The 17,580-nt window shown below is 65.0% G+C and carries 16 protein-coding genes and 2 tRNA genes; 9 read left to right on the top strand and 9 right to left on the bottom strand.

Annotated elements, in window-relative coordinates; translation table 11 throughout:
* Positions 1 to 17: 17 nt before the first annotated feature.
* Genes pcaB through ACQR3T_RS19070 form a run of 4 tightly spaced genes read left to right on the top strand, consistent with a single transcriptional unit; the run spans position 18 to position 4,552 of the window.
* Entirely contained in the window at positions 18 to 1,367 is a 1,350-nt protein-coding gene (gene pcaB / locus ACQR3T_RS19085; protein WP_428694511.1) for a 3-carboxy-cis,cis-muconate cycloisomerase, read from the top strand.
* Entirely contained in the window at positions 1,364 to 2,533 is a 1,170-nt protein-coding gene (gene pcaD / locus ACQR3T_RS19080; RefSeq protein WP_428694510.1) for a 3-oxoadipate enol-lactonase, read from the top strand. The genes pcaB and pcaD overlap by 4 nt, the downstream gene beginning before the upstream one ends.
* Entirely contained in the window at positions 2,530 to 3,348 is an 819-nt protein-coding gene (locus ACQR3T_RS19075) for an IclR family transcriptional regulator (protein ID WP_428694509.1), read from the top strand. Before pcaD ends, ACQR3T_RS19075 begins: the two co-directional genes overlap by 4 nt.
* Positions 3,341 to 4,552 (top strand): acetyl-CoA C-acetyltransferase, encoded by a 1,212-nt coding sequence (locus tag ACQR3T_RS19070; RefSeq protein ID WP_428694508.1) that lies wholly within the window; start codon positions 3,341 to 3,343, stop codon positions 4,550 to 4,552. The genes ACQR3T_RS19075 and ACQR3T_RS19070 overlap by 8 nt, the downstream gene beginning before the upstream one ends.
* A 34-nt stretch (positions 4,553 to 4,586) precedes the next feature.
* Here the strand turns inward: ACQR3T_RS19070 and ACQR3T_RS19065 are convergent, their stop codons facing one another.
* On the bottom strand, positions 4,587 to 6,476 hold the full coding sequence (locus tag ACQR3T_RS19065) for a TIM barrel protein (RefSeq protein WP_428694507.1): 1,890 nt from the start codon (positions 6,474 to 6,476) through the stop codon (positions 4,587 to 4,589).
* Positions 6,473 to 7,372 (bottom strand): shikimate dehydrogenase, encoded by a 900-nt coding sequence (locus tag ACQR3T_RS19060; protein ID WP_428694506.1) that lies wholly within the window; start codon positions 7,370 to 7,372, stop codon positions 6,473 to 6,475. Before ACQR3T_RS19060 ends, ACQR3T_RS19065 begins: the two co-directional genes overlap by 4 nt.
* Before the next feature lie 110 nt (positions 7,373 to 7,482).
* On the opposite strand from ACQR3T_RS19060, the gene ACQR3T_RS19055 reads away from it, so the two are divergent.
* From ACQR3T_RS19055 to ACQR3T_RS19045, 3 genes are all read left to right on the top strand, one after another.
* Positions 7,483 to 8,160, top strand: coding sequence for a TetR/AcrR family transcriptional regulator (locus ACQR3T_RS19055; protein ID WP_428694505.1), 678 nt, complete (start codon positions 7,483 to 7,485; stop codon positions 8,158 to 8,160).
* Positions 8,161 to 8,334: 174 nt separating this feature from the next.
* The gene (locus ACQR3T_RS19050; protein WP_052065833.1) at positions 8,335 to 9,696 is read left to right on the top strand and encodes an MFS transporter; all 1,362 of its coding nucleotides are present in this window, start codon (positions 8,335 to 8,337) and stop codon (positions 9,694 to 9,696) included.
* 6 nt (positions 9,697 to 9,702) lie between these two features.
* The gene (locus tag ACQR3T_RS19045; RefSeq protein ID WP_428694504.1) at positions 9,703 to 10,500 is read left to right on the top strand and encodes an N-acyl homoserine lactonase family protein; all 798 of its coding nucleotides are present in this window, start codon (positions 9,703 to 9,705) and stop codon (positions 10,498 to 10,500) included.
* A 69-nt stretch (positions 10,501 to 10,569) separates the two neighbouring features.
* Here the strand turns inward: ACQR3T_RS19045 and clpX are convergent, their stop codons facing one another.
* The 5 genes from clpX to ACQR3T_RS19020 form a co-directional block, all read right to left on the bottom strand.
* Positions 10,570 to 11,850 carry an ATP-dependent Clp protease ATP-binding subunit ClpX gene (gene clpX / locus ACQR3T_RS19040; protein WP_032379220.1) on the bottom strand — a complete coding sequence of 427 codons (1,281 nt, stop codon included), beginning with the start codon at positions 11,848 to 11,850 and terminating at the stop codon, positions 10,570 to 10,572.
* Between the two features lie 294 nt (positions 11,851 to 12,144).
* The gene (locus ACQR3T_RS19035; protein ID WP_008715342.1) at positions 12,145 to 12,786 is read right to left on the bottom strand and encodes an ATP-dependent Clp protease proteolytic subunit; all 642 of its coding nucleotides are present in this window, start codon (positions 12,784 to 12,786) and stop codon (positions 12,145 to 12,147) included.
* Between the two features lie 46 nt (positions 12,787 to 12,832).
* Positions 12,833 to 13,465 (bottom strand): ATP-dependent Clp protease proteolytic subunit, encoded by a 633-nt coding sequence (locus tag ACQR3T_RS19030; protein ID WP_032379221.1) that lies wholly within the window; start codon positions 13,463 to 13,465, stop codon positions 12,833 to 12,835.
* Positions 13,466 to 13,565: 100 nt separating this feature from the next.
* Positions 13,566 to 14,945 carry a trigger factor gene (tig, locus tag ACQR3T_RS19025; protein WP_032379222.1) on the bottom strand — a complete coding sequence of 460 codons (1,380 nt, stop codon included), beginning with the start codon at positions 14,943 to 14,945 and terminating at the stop codon, positions 13,566 to 13,568.
* 113 nt (positions 14,946 to 15,058) lie between these two features.
* Positions 15,059 to 15,132, bottom strand: a tRNA-Pro gene (locus ACQR3T_RS19020).
* Between the two features lie 170 nt (positions 15,133 to 15,302).
* Between ACQR3T_RS19020 and ACQR3T_RS19015 the strand changes: the two genes are divergently transcribed.
* Positions 15,303 to 15,376: transfer RNA gene (locus ACQR3T_RS19015), tRNA-Gly, on the top strand.
* Between the two features lie 110 nt (positions 15,377 to 15,486).
* Entirely contained in the window at positions 15,487 to 16,293 is an 807-nt protein-coding gene (locus tag ACQR3T_RS19010; protein ID WP_032402380.1) for a hypothetical protein, read from the top strand.
* On the opposite strand, the gene ACQR3T_RS19005 is transcribed toward ACQR3T_RS19010, so the two are convergent.
* Together ACQR3T_RS19005 and ACQR3T_RS19000 are read right to left on the bottom strand one after the other, a co-directional pair.
* Positions 16,290 to 17,084: an Fpg/Nei family DNA glycosylase gene (locus ACQR3T_RS19005; protein ID WP_428694503.1), complete on the bottom strand. Its 795-nt coding sequence runs from the start codon at positions 17,082 to 17,084 to the stop codon at positions 16,290 to 16,292. The genes ACQR3T_RS19010 and ACQR3T_RS19005 overlap by 4 nt on opposite strands.
* A complete protein-coding gene (locus ACQR3T_RS19000) occupies positions 17,085 to 17,564 on the bottom strand; it encodes a ribose-5-phosphate isomerase (RefSeq protein WP_032379225.1) in 480 nt (159 codons plus the stop codon).
* Positions 17,565 to 17,580: the final 16 nt, after the last annotated feature.

The following is a 17,580-nucleotide window of genomic DNA, read 5'->3' as shown; positions in this document are numbered from 1 at the left end:
ATTCGCGAAGGAGGACAATGGCATCCGAACGAGGTGCACTGTTCGATCCCACGTTCGGCAGCGACTCCATCGCACCACTCGTGGGCGACCGCGCCTGGATGACAGCGATGTTCGACGTGGAAGCTGCACTCTCGCGTGCCGCGGCCTCGGTCGGACTGGTCGATGCCGACCACGCGGACGTCGTCGCCGCTGCAGCCGCGGAGCTCGGCTCGTCGCTGGACATCACGCAGTTCGGGCTCGATGCGGCCGCCGGCGGAAACCCCGTCATCGCGCTGGTGAAGATGCTGCGGACCGCGGTGTCGCCGTCCGCAGTTCCCGGGAGTGCAGTGCATCCCGGTGCCACCAGCCAGGACATCATGGACACGGCACTGATGCTGATCTCGCGCGATGCGCTCGCCGCCATCGAAGCCTCGCTCGACGACGCGTGCCGCGCTGCACGCGATTTAGCCTTGAATCATCGCACCACCCCCATGGCGGCGCGCACGCTCGGCCAGCAGGCGCTGCCCACCACGTTCGGCCTCGTCGCCGCGAACTGGGGGGCGGGGCTGCATCGTGCGCGCACCCGCCTGACAGCCGTTCGGCGAGCATGTTCGGTTCAATACGGAGGAGCCGCAGGCACTCTCGCGGCCGTACATCCGCACGGCCCGGCCATCGCCGCCGCGCTGGCCGCCGAACTGTCACTGGCTCCGCAGGTCGCGCCCTGGCACACCGAGCGCACGCCGATCGCGGATCTCGCCTGCGCGTTGGGCACGGCCGCCGGGGCGATCGGGAAGATCGCCGGGGACATCGTGTCCATGTCCGCCACCGAGCTCGGCGAGCTGTCCGAGGACGCGCCGGGGGGATCGTCGGCCATGCCGCACAAGCGAAACCCTGTTGCGGCCATCACGGCTCGCGCCGCGGCCCGCCGGGTGCCGGGGGCAGTATCGACGGTGCTCTCGAACATGGATCACGAGTACCAACGCGCCGCGGGAGCATGGCACGCCGAGTGGGAGACGATCACCGACCTGCTGCGCCTCACCGGGGGCGCAGCACACCGCATCGCCAGCAGCCTCGGCGGCGTACACGTACATCCCGAGATGATGGCTCGTAATCTCGACGCGACGGGCGGAGCGCTTCTCGCCGAACGTGTCACGGCAGCTCTGTCGCACCATACGAACGATGCCCGGGACATCGTGACCGCTCGATGTGCTGCCGGAGCACCGTTGGACACCGACCCTGCGATCACCGAATTTCTCGCACCGTCGACGGTGCGCGAGTTGCTCGACCCGGCCGGGTATCTCGGCCACGCATCCGATCTGGTCGACACCATCCTGGCCGAGCTCGCTCTCGACACCGACAACACCTCAGACTCGAAGGACTCACGATGACCGTCGCACTGGCTCACCGACTCGTCGAAGGACCGGGCACCGACGCCGAGACAGTCGTGCTGATCGGCTCCCTCGGCTCCGATCGATCGATGTGGAACCCGCAGGTCGGCCCGCTCTCCGCGTCGCTGCGAGTACTCGCCGTCGATCTGCGTGGGCACGGGGCATCCCCGGTGCCCACTGGCCCGTACTCCGTCGCGGATCTGGCCGAAGACGTCCTGGCCCTGCTGGATTCATTGGATCTGCAGCGCGTTCACATAGTCGGCCTCTCGCTCGGCGGTGCCGTCTCGCAGTGGATCGCCATCCATCGACCGGAGCGAGTGCGAACTCTGACGTTGCTGTGCACCTCAGCCAAGTTCGGTGAGCCCGCGCAGTGGCTCGATCGCGCGGCCACGGTCCGCGCGGGCGGAACGGCCTCGGTGGCCGACGCAGTACTCGACCGGTGGTTCACTCCCGAACTCGCCGGTCGCGACGCCGATCTCGTCGAACGGCATCGGCGGATGATCGTCGACACCTCCGACGAGGGCTACGCGGCATGCTGTGAGGCGTTGTCCGACTGGGATTCTCGCGCAGACCTCGGTCGAATCAGTTCCCCGACCCTCGTGATCGCAGGCCGTCAGGACCCCTCGACCACCCCCGAGGATCTGAAGATCATCGCCGACGGTGTCACCGGATCGACGTTCCGAGTACTCGACCCTGCAGCACACTTGGCCAACGTCGAGCAGGCCGGACCCGTCACCGCAGCGATTGCCGCGCACATCGGATCGGATCCGTACGCAGCGGGCCGGGCGGCGGCCCACGACACCGGCATGGCGGTGCGGCGCAGCGTCCTCGGCGACGCTCACGTCGACCGAAGCATCTCCGCGCGAACCGAATTCACCGCGCCGTTCCAGGATTTCATCACCCGCACCGCATGGGGTGACATTTGGAGCCGCCCCGGACTCGACCACCACACCCGCAGACTCCTGACCCTGGCGATTCTGACGGCCGTGGGCAACCAGCACGAGCTCGATATGCACATTCGGGCAGCGCTGCGCGCAGGACTGGCACCGGACGAACTGGCCGAGGTGTTTCTGCACACCGCGGTGTACGCGGGAGTTCCGAACAGCAACAGCGCATTCGGCCTGGCGAACGCGGCCATCGCCGAGACCGATTCGGGTAGCTCGTGAACGCCGACGCGCCGTCGCCGTCCTCGGACTACGTTCAATCACTCGGCCGCGGTCTTGCGGTGATTCGAGCGTTCGACGCCGAGCATCCGCGTCGGACGCTCTCCGATGTCGCGAGAGCAACCGAACTCACTCGCGCCACTGCTCGACGGTTTCTGCTCACGCTCGTCGAGCTCGGATATGTCCGAACCGATGGTTCCATGTTCTGGCTCACCCCGCGCGTGCTCGAACTGGGGTACAGCTATCTGTCGAGCCTGTCCCTACCGGAAGTCTCCGGACCGCATCTGGAGGCTCTCGCAGAACGGGTACGCGAATCGTCCTCCGTGTCGATTCTCGACGGTGACGACGTCGTGTACGTCGCCCGAGTTCCGGTGAGCCGCATCATGACCGTCGGAATCAACATCGGTACGCGATTCCCCGCGTTCGCCACCTCGATGGGACGCGTGTTGCTGGCCGGTCTACCGGCCGACGAGCGCGCGGCATACCTCGACCGAATCCAGCTGACTGCACTGACCGGTAAGACGCTCACCTCGGCGGCTGCCCTCGGACGCGAACTCGAACGAGTACGGACCGAGGGCTTCTGTCTGGTGGATCAGGAACTCGAAGAGGGCCTGCGATCGATCGCCGCACCCATCCACGACAGCAACGGCGTGGTTGTCGCGGCGGCGAACGTCTCGACGCAAGCTGCGCGTCATTCCGCAGACGAAGTCCGCACCGAACTACTCCCGGCCTTGCTCGACGCCACCCGCGCCATCGAGACCGACCTGCTCCGGGTGAGTACCGGACCCAACGACAAGCGAGGAAACAACCATGCCTGACGCCGTGATCTGCGAGCCCCTTCGAACCCCGGTCGGCCGCTTCGGCGGTCAGTTCCGCGATATCTCCGCCCAAGCCCTGGCCGGCACGGTCATCGCGGAACTCGTTGCTCGAACCGGCATTTCCGGAGCCGACATCGATGACGTGATCCTGGGCCAGGCGTCGCCCAACGGCGATGCGCCGGCGATCGGACGTATCGCAGCACTCGACGCCGACCTGGGTATCGACGTCCCCGGCATGCAGGTCGACCGGCGCTGCGGCTCAGGCCTACAAGCGATACTCCAGGCCTGCATGCAGGTGCAGTCGGGCGGCAACGATCTGGTTCTGGCGGGCGGCGTCGAGAGCATGAGCCAGACCGAGTTCTATGCCACCGGCATGCGCTGGGGCGTCAAAGCCGAGGCGGTGGCCCTGTCCGACCGACTCGCTCGGGCACGAGTGACCGCAGGCGGCAAGAACTTTCCGGTGCCCGGCGGCATGATCGAGACCGCAGAGAACCTCCGCGCCGAGTTCTCGATCAGCCGTGCAGACCAGGATGCGCTGGCAGTCCAGTCCCACCGTCGCGCAGTGGCCGCACAGAACAGCGGGGTGTTCGCCGAAGAGATCATCGGAGTGTCTGTCCCCCAACGTAAGTCGGATCCACTCCTCGTCACCACCGACGAACATCCCCGTGCCGACACCACGGTGGAGTCACTCGCGAAGCTGAAGGCGATTCGCGCGTCGATCGATCCCGAATCGACGGTGACGGCGGGAAATGCCAGCGGTCAGAACGACGGTGCCGCGATTGCGATCGTCACCACCCCGGACAAGGCTGCCGCACTGGGTCTTCGGCCCCTCGCCAGACTCGCCGGATGGGGTGTCGCCGGAGTTGCTCCGCGCACCATGGGGATCGGGCCGGTGCCCGCCAGCGAGAAGGCACTCGGACGGCTCGGCCTGAGCCTCGACGACATGGGAATCATCGAACTCAACGAGGCATTTGCTGCCCAGGCCCTCGCCGTCACCCGTTCCTGGGGCATCGAATCCGACGACCCTCGACTGAACCCGCACGGTTCCGGCATCTCGCTCGGACACCCTGTCGGTGCAACCGGAGCTCGCATTCTCGCCACCCTGCTTCGCGAGATGGATCGCCGCGAGGTCCGCTACGGACTCGAGACGATGTGCATCGGCGGTGGCCAGGGTCTGGCTGCGGTGTTCGAGCGCCTCACCTGATCCACGGCGACGGGCGGCCGGCTGCCTGCGGGCGTCACTCCTGCAGCTGAGCCGCCAGTCGCACCGCGGAGTTGGTCTCCCCGTAGCCCTCGTAGCCACCCGTTCGCTGGACCACCTCGAAGAACAGATCGTCGCCGACGGTTCCGGTGAAGAAGTGGAAGAACTCCCCGCCGGACGCGTCCGCGTCGTACAGAATTCCCAGGCGTTGCATCGCGTCCAAGGTGTCGGATCCGAGTTCGAATCGCGCGTCGAGATCGCGGTAGTAGTTGGGAGAGATACGCAACGGGGTGAGGCCGCGGTCGACCATCGCCGACGCCGCAGCGTAGATGTCCTCGCATCCGAACGCCACGTGTCCGACGCCTCCGCGGCGGGCGGCGGGCAACGGGTCCGAGTCGGACGGACGGCCGGGAACCATGTTGAGCGAGAGCCGAATCGTGCCGCCTGCGGTGTCCAGCGTGAGGGCCTGGCTCCGCACCAGGCCGATCGCGTCGACGACGTCCTGCCCGTCGCGGGGCACCATGCCGAACACAGAACGCAGCAAGAGCATCACGCCGTCCCAGCTCTCGGCGGGTACGGCCAGAGCGATGTGGTCGACGTGCGAGACACAGGCGTCATGGCGTTCCGTCACCCGAGGTGCCAGGTCGAACGCCGACTGCCAGGCACCCGCACTGTCTCGGGTGCGCAGGTCGAGCGAGGTTGCGCCGGTCACTGCAAGGCGCACCACCGCGTCGGTCGCGTCCGCAACACCCGGCATGGTGACGGTGGATGCGGTGACGCCGAGAGCGCGGGCCCGAGTGAGCCACAGGTCGGGGCGCTCACTACGGACGCCGATCTGAGCCAACGCGGGCAGGTGGGCCGGGACGCCGGGCGCAGTCCACAAAGTGTCCACGGTCGTGTCGACCGCCACCGCCAGTGGCCCCTGGGTGAACAACGACAGTCCGTGTTCGCTGTGCGCGGCCGTCAGGTCGAAACCCAACTGGCGCAGAACGGTCCCCAGCTGCGCTGCCTTCGCCGGCCCCGCCGCTATCCGCAGGGATACGACGTTCTCGATCGGACCGGGCGGCGGAGGCGAGAAGAGATCTGTTTCTGCAGAGGGTGTTTCGATGCCGCGCACCTGCTCCTGCAGGTACAGCAGCGAGCGATGGGCGTCGGATGCCGTCCGCCCGGTGTCGGAGTGCCGGAAGACGTCGTTGAAGATCTCGAGCGACCATGGTCCGGTGTAGCCGGAGGCCACCACGTCCGCTCCGAAGCGAGCAAGATCGAAGTTGCCCTGCCCGGGGAAACACCGATGGTGGCGGCTCCATTGCAACACGTCCATCACCAGGTGAGGTGCGTCGGCCAGTTGGAGGAAGAAGATCTTCTCGCCCGGTATGTCGCGAATTCCCGCGGGATCGTCACCGCGGGAGAGGATGTGGAAACTGTCCAGGCAGGTGCCGAGTGCCGGATGGTCGACCTGTCGAACGATGTCCCAGGCATGACCGTAGGTATCGACGTGGGTGCCCCAGGCCAGCGCCTCGTACGCCAATCGCATTCCGCGCCGGTGCGCACGCTCGGCCAGAATCGCCATCTGTTCGATCAGCAGGTCGTCCTCGCGCACGGCCCCGGCCAGCGGCGAGGAACACACCAGCAGTAGATCGCATCCCAATTGCTCCATCACGTCGAACTTGCGCTCGATGCGAACGAGGTTGCGGGCGAACTGATCCGGGTCTGCCGAGTCTGCGTCCCGAAACGGTTGATAAAGATCGAGAGTCAGGCCGAGATCGGCGGCCTTCTTCGCGATGTCCTCGGGGAGATCGGGTGAGCTGATCAGATCCGGCTCGAACACCTCGAAGCCGTCGAACCCGGCATCGGCGATGGCACGCATCTTCTCGTCGAGCGATCCGCTGAGCGAGACCGTGGCGACGGACGTCGCGACGGCGCTCATGCGAGCGCTCCGGCTATCGCAGTGGCGGCGATGCGATCCTCCAGCTCGATCAACGAACTCATGTGGGCGATCATGCGATCGGCATCGGCGGTGCGGCCGGTGAAGATCTCGAATGCATCGGCGGCCTGGAATACGGCCATCCCGGTTCCGCTGAGCGTTCGACAACCGACTCTGGCTGCGGCCGAGAGCAACTCGGTCTCCGCCGGACGATAGACCACCTCGGCCACCCACATGCGCGGATCCAAGAGGTGCTCGGGCACGGCCGATCCAGGGTGCTCCACCATTCCGATCGGGGTCGCGTGCACCAGCCCGGTCGCGGTTTCGAGGACGCCGCCGAGCCGATCGAGGCCGGCCGAGAGAATCTCGACATCGGGGAACATCGCCGCCAGGGAATCTCGAAGTTGCTGCGCTCGAACAGGATCGGCGTCCACCAAGGTGAGTGTGGCTGCGCCGCGGCGCGCCATGGCGTACGCGACGGCTGCGCCTGCTCCCCCTGCACCGAGTTGGACCACATCGGCGAGGTCGGCACCGGGCAACCCGCGGCCGAAGTTGCGATCGAATCCGGACCAGTCGGTGTTGTGTCCGACGGCTCGGCCGTCCGCGAACACCACCGTGTTGACGGCCCCGAGTCGGGCCGCGTCGTCGGAGAGCTCGTCGAGGCAACCGATGACGCGTTGTTTGCACGGGTGAGTGATGTTCAGTCCACGAAATCCGAGGTCGGCAGCCGTCGCTACCAGGCGGGGCAGATCCTCGACAGTCAGCCCACGTCGGTCGAGATCGATGATGCGGTAGAGATAGTTCAGCCCCTGCTCGACGCCTTCCTTCTCGTGCATGGCGGGCGTGAGCGACTTGCCGATACCCGTCCCGATCAGTCCACAGAGCACGGATTCCGGCATCTCGATCTCCTAGCAATTTAATGTACTAATTGGTGAGTTAGATCGACGGTACTACGCCGTCGCCCCGCGCCCAACCTTTTCCGCACAATCGACGGCGATAGAGTTGATCCATGCCTCCGCGTGCAACCGCCTCGTCCGACGACAGCAGCGGACCGGCCGTCAAACGTCGCCGCAACAGCGACCTGACCCGGCACAACATCCTCGAGGTAGCTACCGAAGAGTTCGCGGACAAGGGGTTCGCCGGTGCCCGCATCGACGAGATCGCCGAGCGGACGCACACGACGAAACGAATGTTGTACTACTACTTCACCGACAAGGAAGGCCTGTACAAGGCCGTTCTGGAACGGTCCTACCTGCGCATTCGCGAGCGAGAACGAGCCGTGGACGTCGAAGGACTCGGACCGGTCGAGGCCATTCGCGCCATCGCGTCCCTCACCTTCGATCACCACGAACAAAATCCCGATTTCATCCGATTGGTGTCCACCGAGAACATCCTGCGCGGCGAGCACATCGGCACCTCGGAGGCACTGAGCAATCTCGGCAACCCCGCGGCCGAGCTGTTGGCCAGCATTCTCGAGCGCGGTCAGGCCGACGGGCTGTTTCGTACCGACGTCGACGCGTTGGACATCCACATGGCCATCAGCAGTTTCTGTGTGTTTCGGCTGTCCAATCGCTACACCTTCGAGGCCCTGTTCGGTCGCGACCTCACCGACCCGGCACATCGAGAACGACTGCGCTCCATGCTCGGCGACATGATCATCGCGTTTCTCACCAAACCGACCCCCTGACAGGCTCGCCGAGTCCTTCGAATCTCATCCGGGGTTGACACGTGGCATGGATCACGTTCAGTATCTAGGAGCGCCTCGTTTTAACTATTTCGTACATTAGCGATCCGGTCGGCTGGATCGCAGTGTCGAAGGGCACCTCAGCTCCCCCCGTCACACGAAGAGAGACGAACGACGATGGATCCCGTTACAGCCGGACCGACCCCCACACCCCTTCGACCGGGTGCGAACCCGCGCAAAGCCGCCACCGCAGCATGGGTGGGCAGCGCGCTCGAGTACTACGACTTCTTCATCTACGGCACGGCGGCCGCCCTGGTATTCGGCCGTGTGTTCTTCCCCGGATCGAATCCCGCCACCGGCACACTGTTGGCCCTGGCGACATTCGGCGTCGGCTACCTTGCGCGTCCGCTCGGAGCATTGGTGCTCGGACACATCGGTGATCGCTACGGCCGCAAGAAGGTCATGGTCGCCACCGTCCTGCTGATGGGTGTCGCGACCCTCGGGGTCGGTGTTCTCCCGTCGTACGAGTCCATCGGAATCGCTGCGCCGATCATCCTCGTTCTGCTTCGACTCGCGCAGGGATTCTCTGCCGGCGGTGAGCAGGCGGGCGCAAACTCGATGACACTCGAGCACGCCCCGGACAACCGCCGCGCGTTCTTCACCAGCTTCACACTCAGCGGTACCCAGGGCGGCCAGATTCTCGCCACCGCCGTATTCCTCCCCGTCGCGATGCTTCCCGAAGAGCAGCTGCTCAGCTGGGGCTGGCGAATCCCGTTCTTCCTCAGCGCATTCGTCGTCGTCGCCGCGTTCCTCATCCGCCGTTCGCTCGACGAGACCCCGGTGTTCGAGGAAGAGGTTGCGTCCAACGAACCGCAGCGCCTGCCCTTGGCCGAACTGCTGGCCGACCACTGGCGCGCAGTTCTTCGCGTCATGTTCGCCGCTGTCATCGCCTCGGTCAGCACCATCTTCACCGTCTACGCCCTCTCGTATGCCGTCAATACCGTTGGCCTCGAACGCACTCCGATGCTCTGGGTCGGCGTGCTCGCCAACGTCGTCGCATTGTTCTCGCTCCCCTTCTTCGGTTCGCTCTCCGACCGCGTCGGCCGCAAGCCGGTGTTCCTGTTCGGATCGATCGGCTGCGCCATCCTCATGTTCGGTTACCTCTGGTCCATCTCGATCGGTAGCTACGCGCTGATCTTCGTCTTCGGCATCGTGATGTTCGGATTCGTCCACAGTGCTACCGGCGGAGTCTGGCCCTCGTTCTACGGCGAGATGTTCCCGGCTCGGGTGCGTCTGACCGGCACCGCCCTCGGTACCCAGATCGGCTTCGCCATCGCCGGATTCGCACCCACCATCGCCGGAGCGATCGCCGGTGCCGAGATCGGTGCCTGGCTACCGGTCGCCATCGTCACCGCCGTCTTCTGCGCGATCAACGTCGCCATCGTCTCCACCTCCAAAGAAACGTTCCGCACGCCCACCGACGAGCTCGGCACGAAGCCTCGTACCGTCGATGCAACCGCCACCGCGAACTCGCAGTGACCGTCGATGATCAATGCAGAACGTCCGGATACCCCGGGGCAGTGGCGAGTGTTCGCCGTGCAGTATGCAACTCGAACTGCACTGCGCAGCACACACTTCCACTATCCCGATAACCGTGGCGGCGAGCCACACCCCACTGCCTACTACGTGTGGCTCGCCCTCTCTCAGACCGACACCGTTCTGATCGACGCCGGGCTCGCCCCCTCCACCGCCGAAGGAATGCAGGGACTGGACTACTTCGGCTCCCCGCTCGAGATCATCGGCGGTCTGGGTATCGCGCCCGGCGACATCGATCTCTGTGTCTTGACGCACCTGCACTACGACCACACCGGGGTCGTGGCAGATCTACCCCGAGCCCGCTACGTCGTACAGCGGCGCGAGCTCGAGTACTGGAACGGTCCGTGGGCAACGCGCATCGAACAGGAGCGATGGTTGCATTCCAGACCGGACATCGATCACGTGGCCGCGAGCACGCGACTCGACCTCGTCGACGGAGATCGTGAACTGCTGGACGGTCTGTCGGTGCACTCCGTCGGCGGCCATACCGCCGGCATGCAGGTTGTCCGAGTACGCACAGCGCGGGGAAACATCGTGCTGGCGTCGGACGCGAGCCACTTCTACGAGAACATCGAGTCCGACAACCCGTTCGCGATCCTGCATTACCTCCCGGACATGTTCGGAGCCTTCGACCGAATCCAGGAACTGGCCGACGGTCCCGATCACATCGTGCCCGGTCACGACCCACTGGTGTCCGAACGATTCAAGGCAGTCGATCGACAGCCCCACGTAATGAGCCTCGGCTGACTTTCCGAACGACGAAAGAGCCCCGATCATCTCGATGATCGGGGCTCTTTCGTCGAATCGGCGACTGGGTCAGGCCGACTTGTCGCGGCGTTCCGGCCGCTCGGGCTTACGCGGCACGATGGTCGGCAGCACGTTGTCGTTGACCGTTTCTGCAGTGACGACAACCTTCTCCACGTCGTCGCGGCTGGGGATGTCGTACATCACCGGCAACAGCACTTCTTCCATGATCGCGCGAAGTCCACGAGCACCGGTACCACGGAGAATTGCCTGATCGGCAATTGCGTCCAAGGCCTCGGCAGTGAACTCGAGCTCCACACCGTCCATGTCGAACAGACGACGGTACTGCTTGACGAGCGCGTTCTTCGGCTCGGACAGAATCGTGACGAGCGATTCCTTGTCCAGGTTCGTGACCGACGCGATCATCGGCAGCCGGCCGATGAACTCGGGGATCAGGCCGAACTTGATCAGATCCTCCGGCATGACCTCGGCGAAGTGATCCTGGGTGTCGATCTCGGCCTTCGAGCGAACCTCGGCCCCGAAGCCCAGACCACGCTTGCCGACGCGATCGGACACGATCTTCTCGAGACCGGCGAAGGCACCGGCGACGATGAAGAGCACGTTCGTCGTGTCGATCTGGATGAACTCCTGATGCGGATGCTTACGACCGCCCTGCGGCGGCACGCTGGCCTGAGTTCCTTCCAGAATCTTCAGCAATGCCTGCTGGACGCCTTCACCGGACACATCCCGCGTGATCGACGGGTTCTCGCTCTTGCGGGCGATCTTGTCGACCTCGTCGATGTAGATGATGCCGGTCTCGGCGCGCTTGACGTCGTAATCGGCGGCCTGGATCAGCTTGAGCAGGATGTTCTCGACATCCTCGCCGACATAGCCGGCCTCGGTGAGCGCGGTGGCGTCGGCGATGGCGAACGGCACGTTGAGCATCTTGGCCAACGTTTGCGCGAGATACGTCTTTCCGCAGCCCGTCGGTCCGAGCATCAGAATGTTGGACTTCGCCAGTTCGACCGACTCGCCCCGCACATCACGGGCCTTGTCACCGGCCTGGATGCGCTTGTAATGGTTGTACACCGCAACGGCCAGCGTGCGCTTGGCAGCATCCTGACCGATCACGTAATTCTCGAGAAAATCCTTGATCTCGGAGGGCTTGGGTAGGTCGTCGAGCTTGACTTCGCTCGATTCGGCCAACTCCTCCTCGATGATCTCGTTGCACAGGTCGATGCACTCATCGCAGATGTACACCCCTGGTCCAGCAATGAGCTTCTTGACCTGCTTCTGGCTCTTGCCGCAGAACGAGCACTTCAGCAGATCGCCACCGTCACCGATGCGTGCCATTCGGAGGTTCCTACTTCCTTGTCCGCGTACGCCCCACGCCGTCCGACTGTGCCGAGACACCGTGGGCTACTTCCCGGGCTTTCGTCGTGCCGATATCGACCGCCCGAGTTCTTGGGTGCGACGCTACCCGTGTTCGCCGAACATGGGCGGGTTGTTTCCGGTGATTCGCCACCCGATTTCGTCTGTTCCAGAAATCGGGCCGTCGATCGCGATCGCCGGGCGGAGTTTCTCACTCGCGCCCGGCGCCGGAACTCGAGCCGGACCGCTACGGCCCGACCGGTGGTACTCGCTGTGCTACTTCTGTGCGGAAAGCTTGCGGTACTCGAACACGGTGTCGATGATGCCGTAGTCCTTGGCCTGCTCCGCGGTGAGAATCTTGTCGCGATCGGTGTCCTTGCGGATGACGTCGGGGTCCTTACCGGTGTGGCGACCGAGAGTGGTCTCCATGAGACGACGCATGCGCTCGATCTCCGCAGCCTGGATCTCGAGGTCCGAGACCTGGCCCTGGATTCCACCGCTGGAAGGCTGGTGGATCAGCACCCGTGCGTTCGGCAGAGCCGCACGCTTGCCGGGCGTACCGGCAGCGAGCAGGACTGCCGCGGCAGAGGCGGCCTGGCCGAGGCAGACGGTCGCGACGTCGGCGCGGACGTACTGCATGGTGTCGTAGATCGCCATCAGCGATGTGAACGATCCGCCGGGCGAGTTGATGTACATGGTGATGTCCCGGTCGGGGTCGAGCCCCTCGAGCACCAACAGCTGCGCCATGACGTCGTTGGCCGACGCGTCGTCGACCTGCACGCCGAGGAAGATGATGCGCTCCTCGAACAGCTTGTTGTACGGGTTCGATTCCTTGACGCCGTAGCTGGAGTGCTCGACGAAGGACGGGAGGATGTACCGCGAGGACGGCAACTGGTTGGGATCGAACAGGTTTGTCATCGTTTCTCCAAGATGTGAGTGATCGAGGTCGCCGGTACAGGCCGATTTACTCGCCGATTCCGCCGGCCTGCTGCGCGCGGCTGACGACGTGATCCACGAACCCGTATTCCTTGGCGGCCTGGGCGGTGAACCACCGGTCGCGATCGGAGTCCTCGGTGATCTGCTCGACGGTCTGGCCGGTGTGCTGAGCGATGAGCTCGGCCATCTCACGCTTGGTATGCGCGAACTGCTCGGCCATGATGGCGATGTCGGATGCGCTGCCGCCGATACCGGCCGAGGGCTGGTGCATCATGATGCGCGCGTGCGGCAGGGCGTACCGCTTGCCCTTGGCACCGGCCGAGAGCAGGAACTGACCCATCGAAGCGGCCAGACCCATGCCGTAGGTCGCGATGTCGCACTCGGCGAATTCCATGGTGTCGAAGATGGCCATGCCCGCGGTGACCGAGCCACCGGGCGAGTTGATGTACAGCGAGATGTCGCGAGTGGCATCCTCGGCGGAGAGCAACAGGATCTGGGCGCACAACTTGTTGGCGATGTCGTCGTCGACCTGGGTACCGAGGAAAATGATGCGGTTTTGAAGCAGACGCTCGTACACGGAGTCGCTGAGATTCAACCCTGCTGCGGCCGAAGTCATGACGGGACTCTGCTCGTGCGAAGCCGCCGGATTCTGAACAGTCACGGTACCTGCCTTTTCATAACAAATCGTTGGTTCCTGACACAGACACTAACGAAAGACGGCGGCTCCGGAGTCCCGGAACCGCCGTCGTTCGCTGTGAGCGTTACTTCTCTTGTTCGCCCTCGGAAGAATCAGCTGCTTCGACCTCGTCGGGAGCATCGGCGGGGCTGCCGAACAGCTCGGCCGTGTCGACGCTCGCGCCGTTGGTGTCGGTCACGGTGACGCGCTCGACGACCGAAGCGAGGGCCTTACCGCGCTTGACGTCGGCGAACACCGCACCGAGCTGGTTGGCCTGCTGCACCTGCTGGATGAACTGCTCGGGCGGCATGCCGTAGCGCTGCGCCTGGAAGATGATCCGCTCGGTGAGCTCTTCCTGCCCGACCTGCGTGTTCTCGGCCTCGGCGATCGCATCGAGAAGGAGCTGGGTACGCACCGACTTCTCGGCACCTTCCTTGACGTCCTTGTCGAATTCCTCGCGGCTCGAACCCTGCGATTCGAGCAGCTCGGCGAGTGCTTCCTCGTTGTGATCGAGGCCGTGGATGGCCTCGTGCACCTGGGAATCGACCTCGGCCTTGACGACGGCCTCGGGAGCCGGAATCTCGAGCGTCTCGAGCAACGTCTCGAGCACCTTGTCGCGGATCTGACCGGCCTGCTCGACCTTCGCGACTCGCTCGACGCGCGTCTTCAGATCGGCGAGCAGCTCGTCGAACGTGTCGAACTCGCTGGCGAGCTGGGCGAACTCGTCGTCGGCCTCGGGCAGCTCGCGCTCCTTGACGGACACGACCTTGACCGTGACGACAGCTTCCTTGCCTGCGTACTCGCCGGCGACCAGAGTCGAGGTGAACTCCTTCGACTCGTCCGCGGAGACGCCGATGATCGCATCGTCGAGTCCCTCGATGAGCTGGCCGGAACCGACCTCGTGGGACAGTCCGCTTGCGGTTGCCTCTTCCACGTTCTCGCCGTCGACAGTGGCCGAGAGGTCGATCGAGACGAAGTCGCCGGACTGGACCGGGCGATCGACACCGGTCAGGGTGCCGAAACGCTGGCGCAGCGACTGCAGCTGCTCGTCGACGGCCTCGTCCTTGATCTCGAGCGGATCGACGACGACGCTGATGGTCGAGTAGTCCGGCAGTGCGATCTCGGGACGAACGTCGACCTCGGCGGTGAACGTGAGCTCGGTGCCGTCTTCGATCTTGGTGATCTCGATCTCGGGCTGGCCGATGACCTTGACCTTTTCGTTCGTCACGGCCTCGGAGTAACGGGCGGGAAGAGCGTCGTTGACGACCTGCTCGAGCACCGCACCACGGCCGACGCGAGCTTCGAGCAACTTGGCCGGAGCCTTACCGGGACGGAATCCGGGGAGGCGGATCTGCTGAGCCAAAGCCTTGTACGCGCGGTCGAAATCAGGCTTGAGCTCCTCGAAGGGCACCTCAACGTTGATACGGACTCGCGTCGGGCTCAGCTGCTCGACGGTGCTCTTCACGGGACATGCTCCTTCTGGTAATTCTTGCTTGCTGGTGGTGCTTACGGTGCTGGCTTGCGGTCTTACCTCGCTCGCCGCGAAACACGGCGAACCGTGCCTGCGGCCCTCATTTGTCGGGGTGACAGGAATTGAACCTGCGACCCTCCGCTCCCAAAGCGGATGCGCTACCAAGCTGCGCCACACCCCGTCGTACCCACACCATTGAACAGCAACCGATAGTAGCCCCTCATCGGCGCCCCACCGATGACGTTCGGGCGAACCCGGCGCGGCATGCCGGTTTGGAATCCGGCGACGGCTTTGGGTACAGTCTTGAAACGCAGGCGACGGAACTGGCGATCCCACGACTGTTGTTTGCACGCCGATGTAGCTCAATGGTAGAGCCCCTGTCTTCCAAACAGGCTACGCGAGTTCGATTCTCGTCATCGGCTCCATCGAAAAGCCCCGCACTTTCAGTGCGGGGCTTTTTCGTGTCCGCGTACCCTGAAACGGAGTCCGAATTGTCCGAACGAACCGGACATGCACCGTCGGCGGAAGGCCCGAAGTGGAAATAGTCCTGATCGTCCTCGTCATCGCCGCAGTGGCCCTGTTGGTGCTGCGAAGCAAGAAGAACTCGGCTGCGGCGGCCGAAACTGCGCTGGCCGACGCCAAGGCCGACGCCCGCCAGTCGATCGAACGCCTCGGCGGTCAGGTCTACAACCTGATCGGCACCGACACACCGTCCAAGCAGGCCCTGGCCGACGCGTCCGAGCGCAATATCGCCGCCGGGTCGCAGATCGATCAGGCCACCACCCCCGAACAGGCCCGACTGGCCAAGCAGACGGCGCTGGAAGGGCTCTACTACATCCGCGCCGCGCGGTTGGCCATGGGCATGGATCCAGGCCCGGAGGTGCAGGGCATCGACGGCCAGCAGCAGGCAGGACGAGTCACCGAGGAGCGCAAGGTCGACTTCGAGGGCCGCGAGATCGCAGCGTCACCCGATCCGTCGGACCGCACCCCGAACTACTACCCGGGCGGCCGAGTAGCAGGCCGTCCGGTCCCTGCGGGCTGGTACTCCGAGCCGTGGTGGCGGCCTGCGCTGGTCGCCGGCGCGTGGGGAATGGGTTCGATGTTCCTGTTCTCGGCGATGTTCTCCGGCATGGCGGGAGTGCCGGACGAGACGGCGGCGGGCGGAGACATGGGGGCCGACGGCTCGGGCGATGGTTCCGGCGGCGACGACTACAACGGGGACGGTTCCGGCGGCGACGATTACAGCGGCGGCGACACCGACTTCGGTGCCATGGACGGCGGCGGGGGCATGTTCGACGGCGGAGGCGACTTCGGCGGTGGAGGCGACTTCGGCGGGTTCTAGGCTGCCTGACAGACGGGGCACCAGAACAGGTTTCGGGCCTGCATCGTCGAGTGCAGGATTTCGGTGCCGCACACGCGGCACGGAAGGCCTTCCCTGCGGTAGACGTACGAGCGTGGTCGGCGGGCACCGTAGGTGTCGCCGTGGTCGTCCTCGGGCCGGATGGTGATGATGCGGCCGCGTCGAACACCGATCTTCATCAGCTCGACGAGGTCGAACCAGATCGCGTCCCACTCTGCTCGATCGAGATCCCTGCCGGGACGCATCGGGTTGATCTCGTGCCGGAACAGGATCTCGGCGCGGTAGACATTTCCGACTCCGGCCAGCACCTTCTGATCCATCAGTAGTGTCCCGATCGCGGTGCGCGACTTGGAGATTCGCATCCAGGCCGCGTCCGGATCTGCATCCTTGCGGAGCGGGTCCGGCCCGAGCCGCGCCAGAAGGGCGTCGACCTGCTGTTCGGTGTAGATCTCGCACGCGGTGGGGCCGCGCAGGTCGGCACCGTACTTCTCCCCCACCATGCGCAGACGTACTGCGCCCACCGGATCATCCAGTGGCACTGCCTGTTCGGTGAACTTTCCGTACAGGCCCAGGTGAATGTGCACGATCAGATCGGTCTCGTAACGGTGCAGCAGATGCTTGCCCCAGGCCTCCGCTCTTTCGAGCACGAGCCCGTCGATCAGCGCGGCACCGGAGGTGAACCGTCCCTGGGGACTGCTCGCCTCGACCGGTGCCCCGCCGAACCGTCGTTGATGCAGCCGAGCGAGTCGGTGCAGGGTGTGGCCTTCGGGCACTTAAGCGGGCTTTCCCGGAACCTCGGGTGCCTCGCCACTGCGCTCGTATTCGGACAGGATGTCGATGCGGCGCTGGTGGCGCTCCTCGCCCGAGAACGGAGTGCCGAGAAACGCGTCGACGATGGCGAGGGCTTCGGGCAACGTGTGCATACGGCCACCGATGCCGATGAGCTGAGCATCGTTGTGCTCGCGGGCCAGCTTTGCGGTCTCGACGCTCCATGCCAGTGCGCAGCGAGCGCCCGGCACCTTGTTCGCGGCGATCTGCTCGCCGTTTCCGGAGCCGCCGAGCACCAGTCCGCGGCTGCCCGGATCGGCGACGACGCGGCGTGCTGCGTCGATGCAGAAGGCCGGGTAGTCGTCGACGGGGTCGTAGTCGAAGGCACCGCAGTCGACGGGCTCGTGCCCGGTTGCTGTCAGGTGTTCGATGATCTGATTCTTGAACTCGAGGCCGGCGTGGTCGGCACCCAGGTATACGCGCATGCCTAGAGTCTGACAG

Source organism: Rhodococcus sp. IEGM1428, from assembly GCF_050321865.1.
In the GTDB taxonomy this organism is placed as follows: Bacteria; Actinomycetota; Actinomycetes; order Mycobacteriales; family Mycobacteriaceae; genus Rhodococcoides.
This window is presented reverse-complemented; position numbering and strand designations above follow the sequence as displayed.

Bases quoted from the DNA above. Each gene is read 5' to 3' on its own strand.
- ACQR3T_RS19050 (WP_052065833.1), top strand. From the start codon at position 8,335: ATGGATCCCGTTACAGCCGGACCGACCCCCACACCCCTTCGACCGGGT.
- ACQR3T_RS19065 (WP_428694507.1), bottom strand. From the start codon at position 6,476: ATGAGCGCCGTCGCGACGTCCGTCGCCACGGTCTCGCTCAGCGGATCG.
- pcaD (WP_428694510.1), top strand. From the start codon at position 1,364: ATGACCGTCGCACTGGCTCACCGACTCGTCGAAGGACCGGGCACCGAC.
- pcaB (WP_428694511.1), top strand. From the start codon at position 18: ATGGCATCCGAACGAGGTGCACTGTTCGATCCCACGTTCGGCAGCGAC.
- ACQR3T_RS19035 (WP_008715342.1), bottom strand. From the start codon at position 12,786: ATGACAAACCTGTTCGATCCCAACCAGTTGCCGTCCTCGCGGTACATC.
- ACQR3T_RS19000 (WP_032379225.1), bottom strand. From the start codon at position 17,564: ATGCGCGTATACCTGGGTGCCGACCACGCCGGCCTCGAGTTCAAGAAT.
- ACQR3T_RS19060 (WP_428694506.1), bottom strand. From the start codon at position 7,372: ATGCCGGAATCCGTGCTCTGTGGACTGATCGGGACGGGTATCGGCAAG.
- ACQR3T_RS19055 (WP_428694505.1), top strand. From the start codon at position 7,483: ATGCCTCCGCGTGCAACCGCCTCGTCCGACGACAGCAGCGGACCGGCC.
- clpX (WP_032379220.1), bottom strand. From the start codon at position 11,850: ATGGCACGCATCGGTGACGGTGGCGATCTGCTGAAGTGCTCGTTCTGC.
- ACQR3T_RS19070 (WP_428694508.1), top strand. From the start codon at position 3,341: ATGCCTGACGCCGTGATCTGCGAGCCCCTTCGAACCCCGGTCGGCCGC.
- ACQR3T_RS19045 (WP_428694504.1), top strand. From the start codon at position 9,703: ATGATCAATGCAGAACGTCCGGATACCCCGGGGCAGTGGCGAGTGTTC.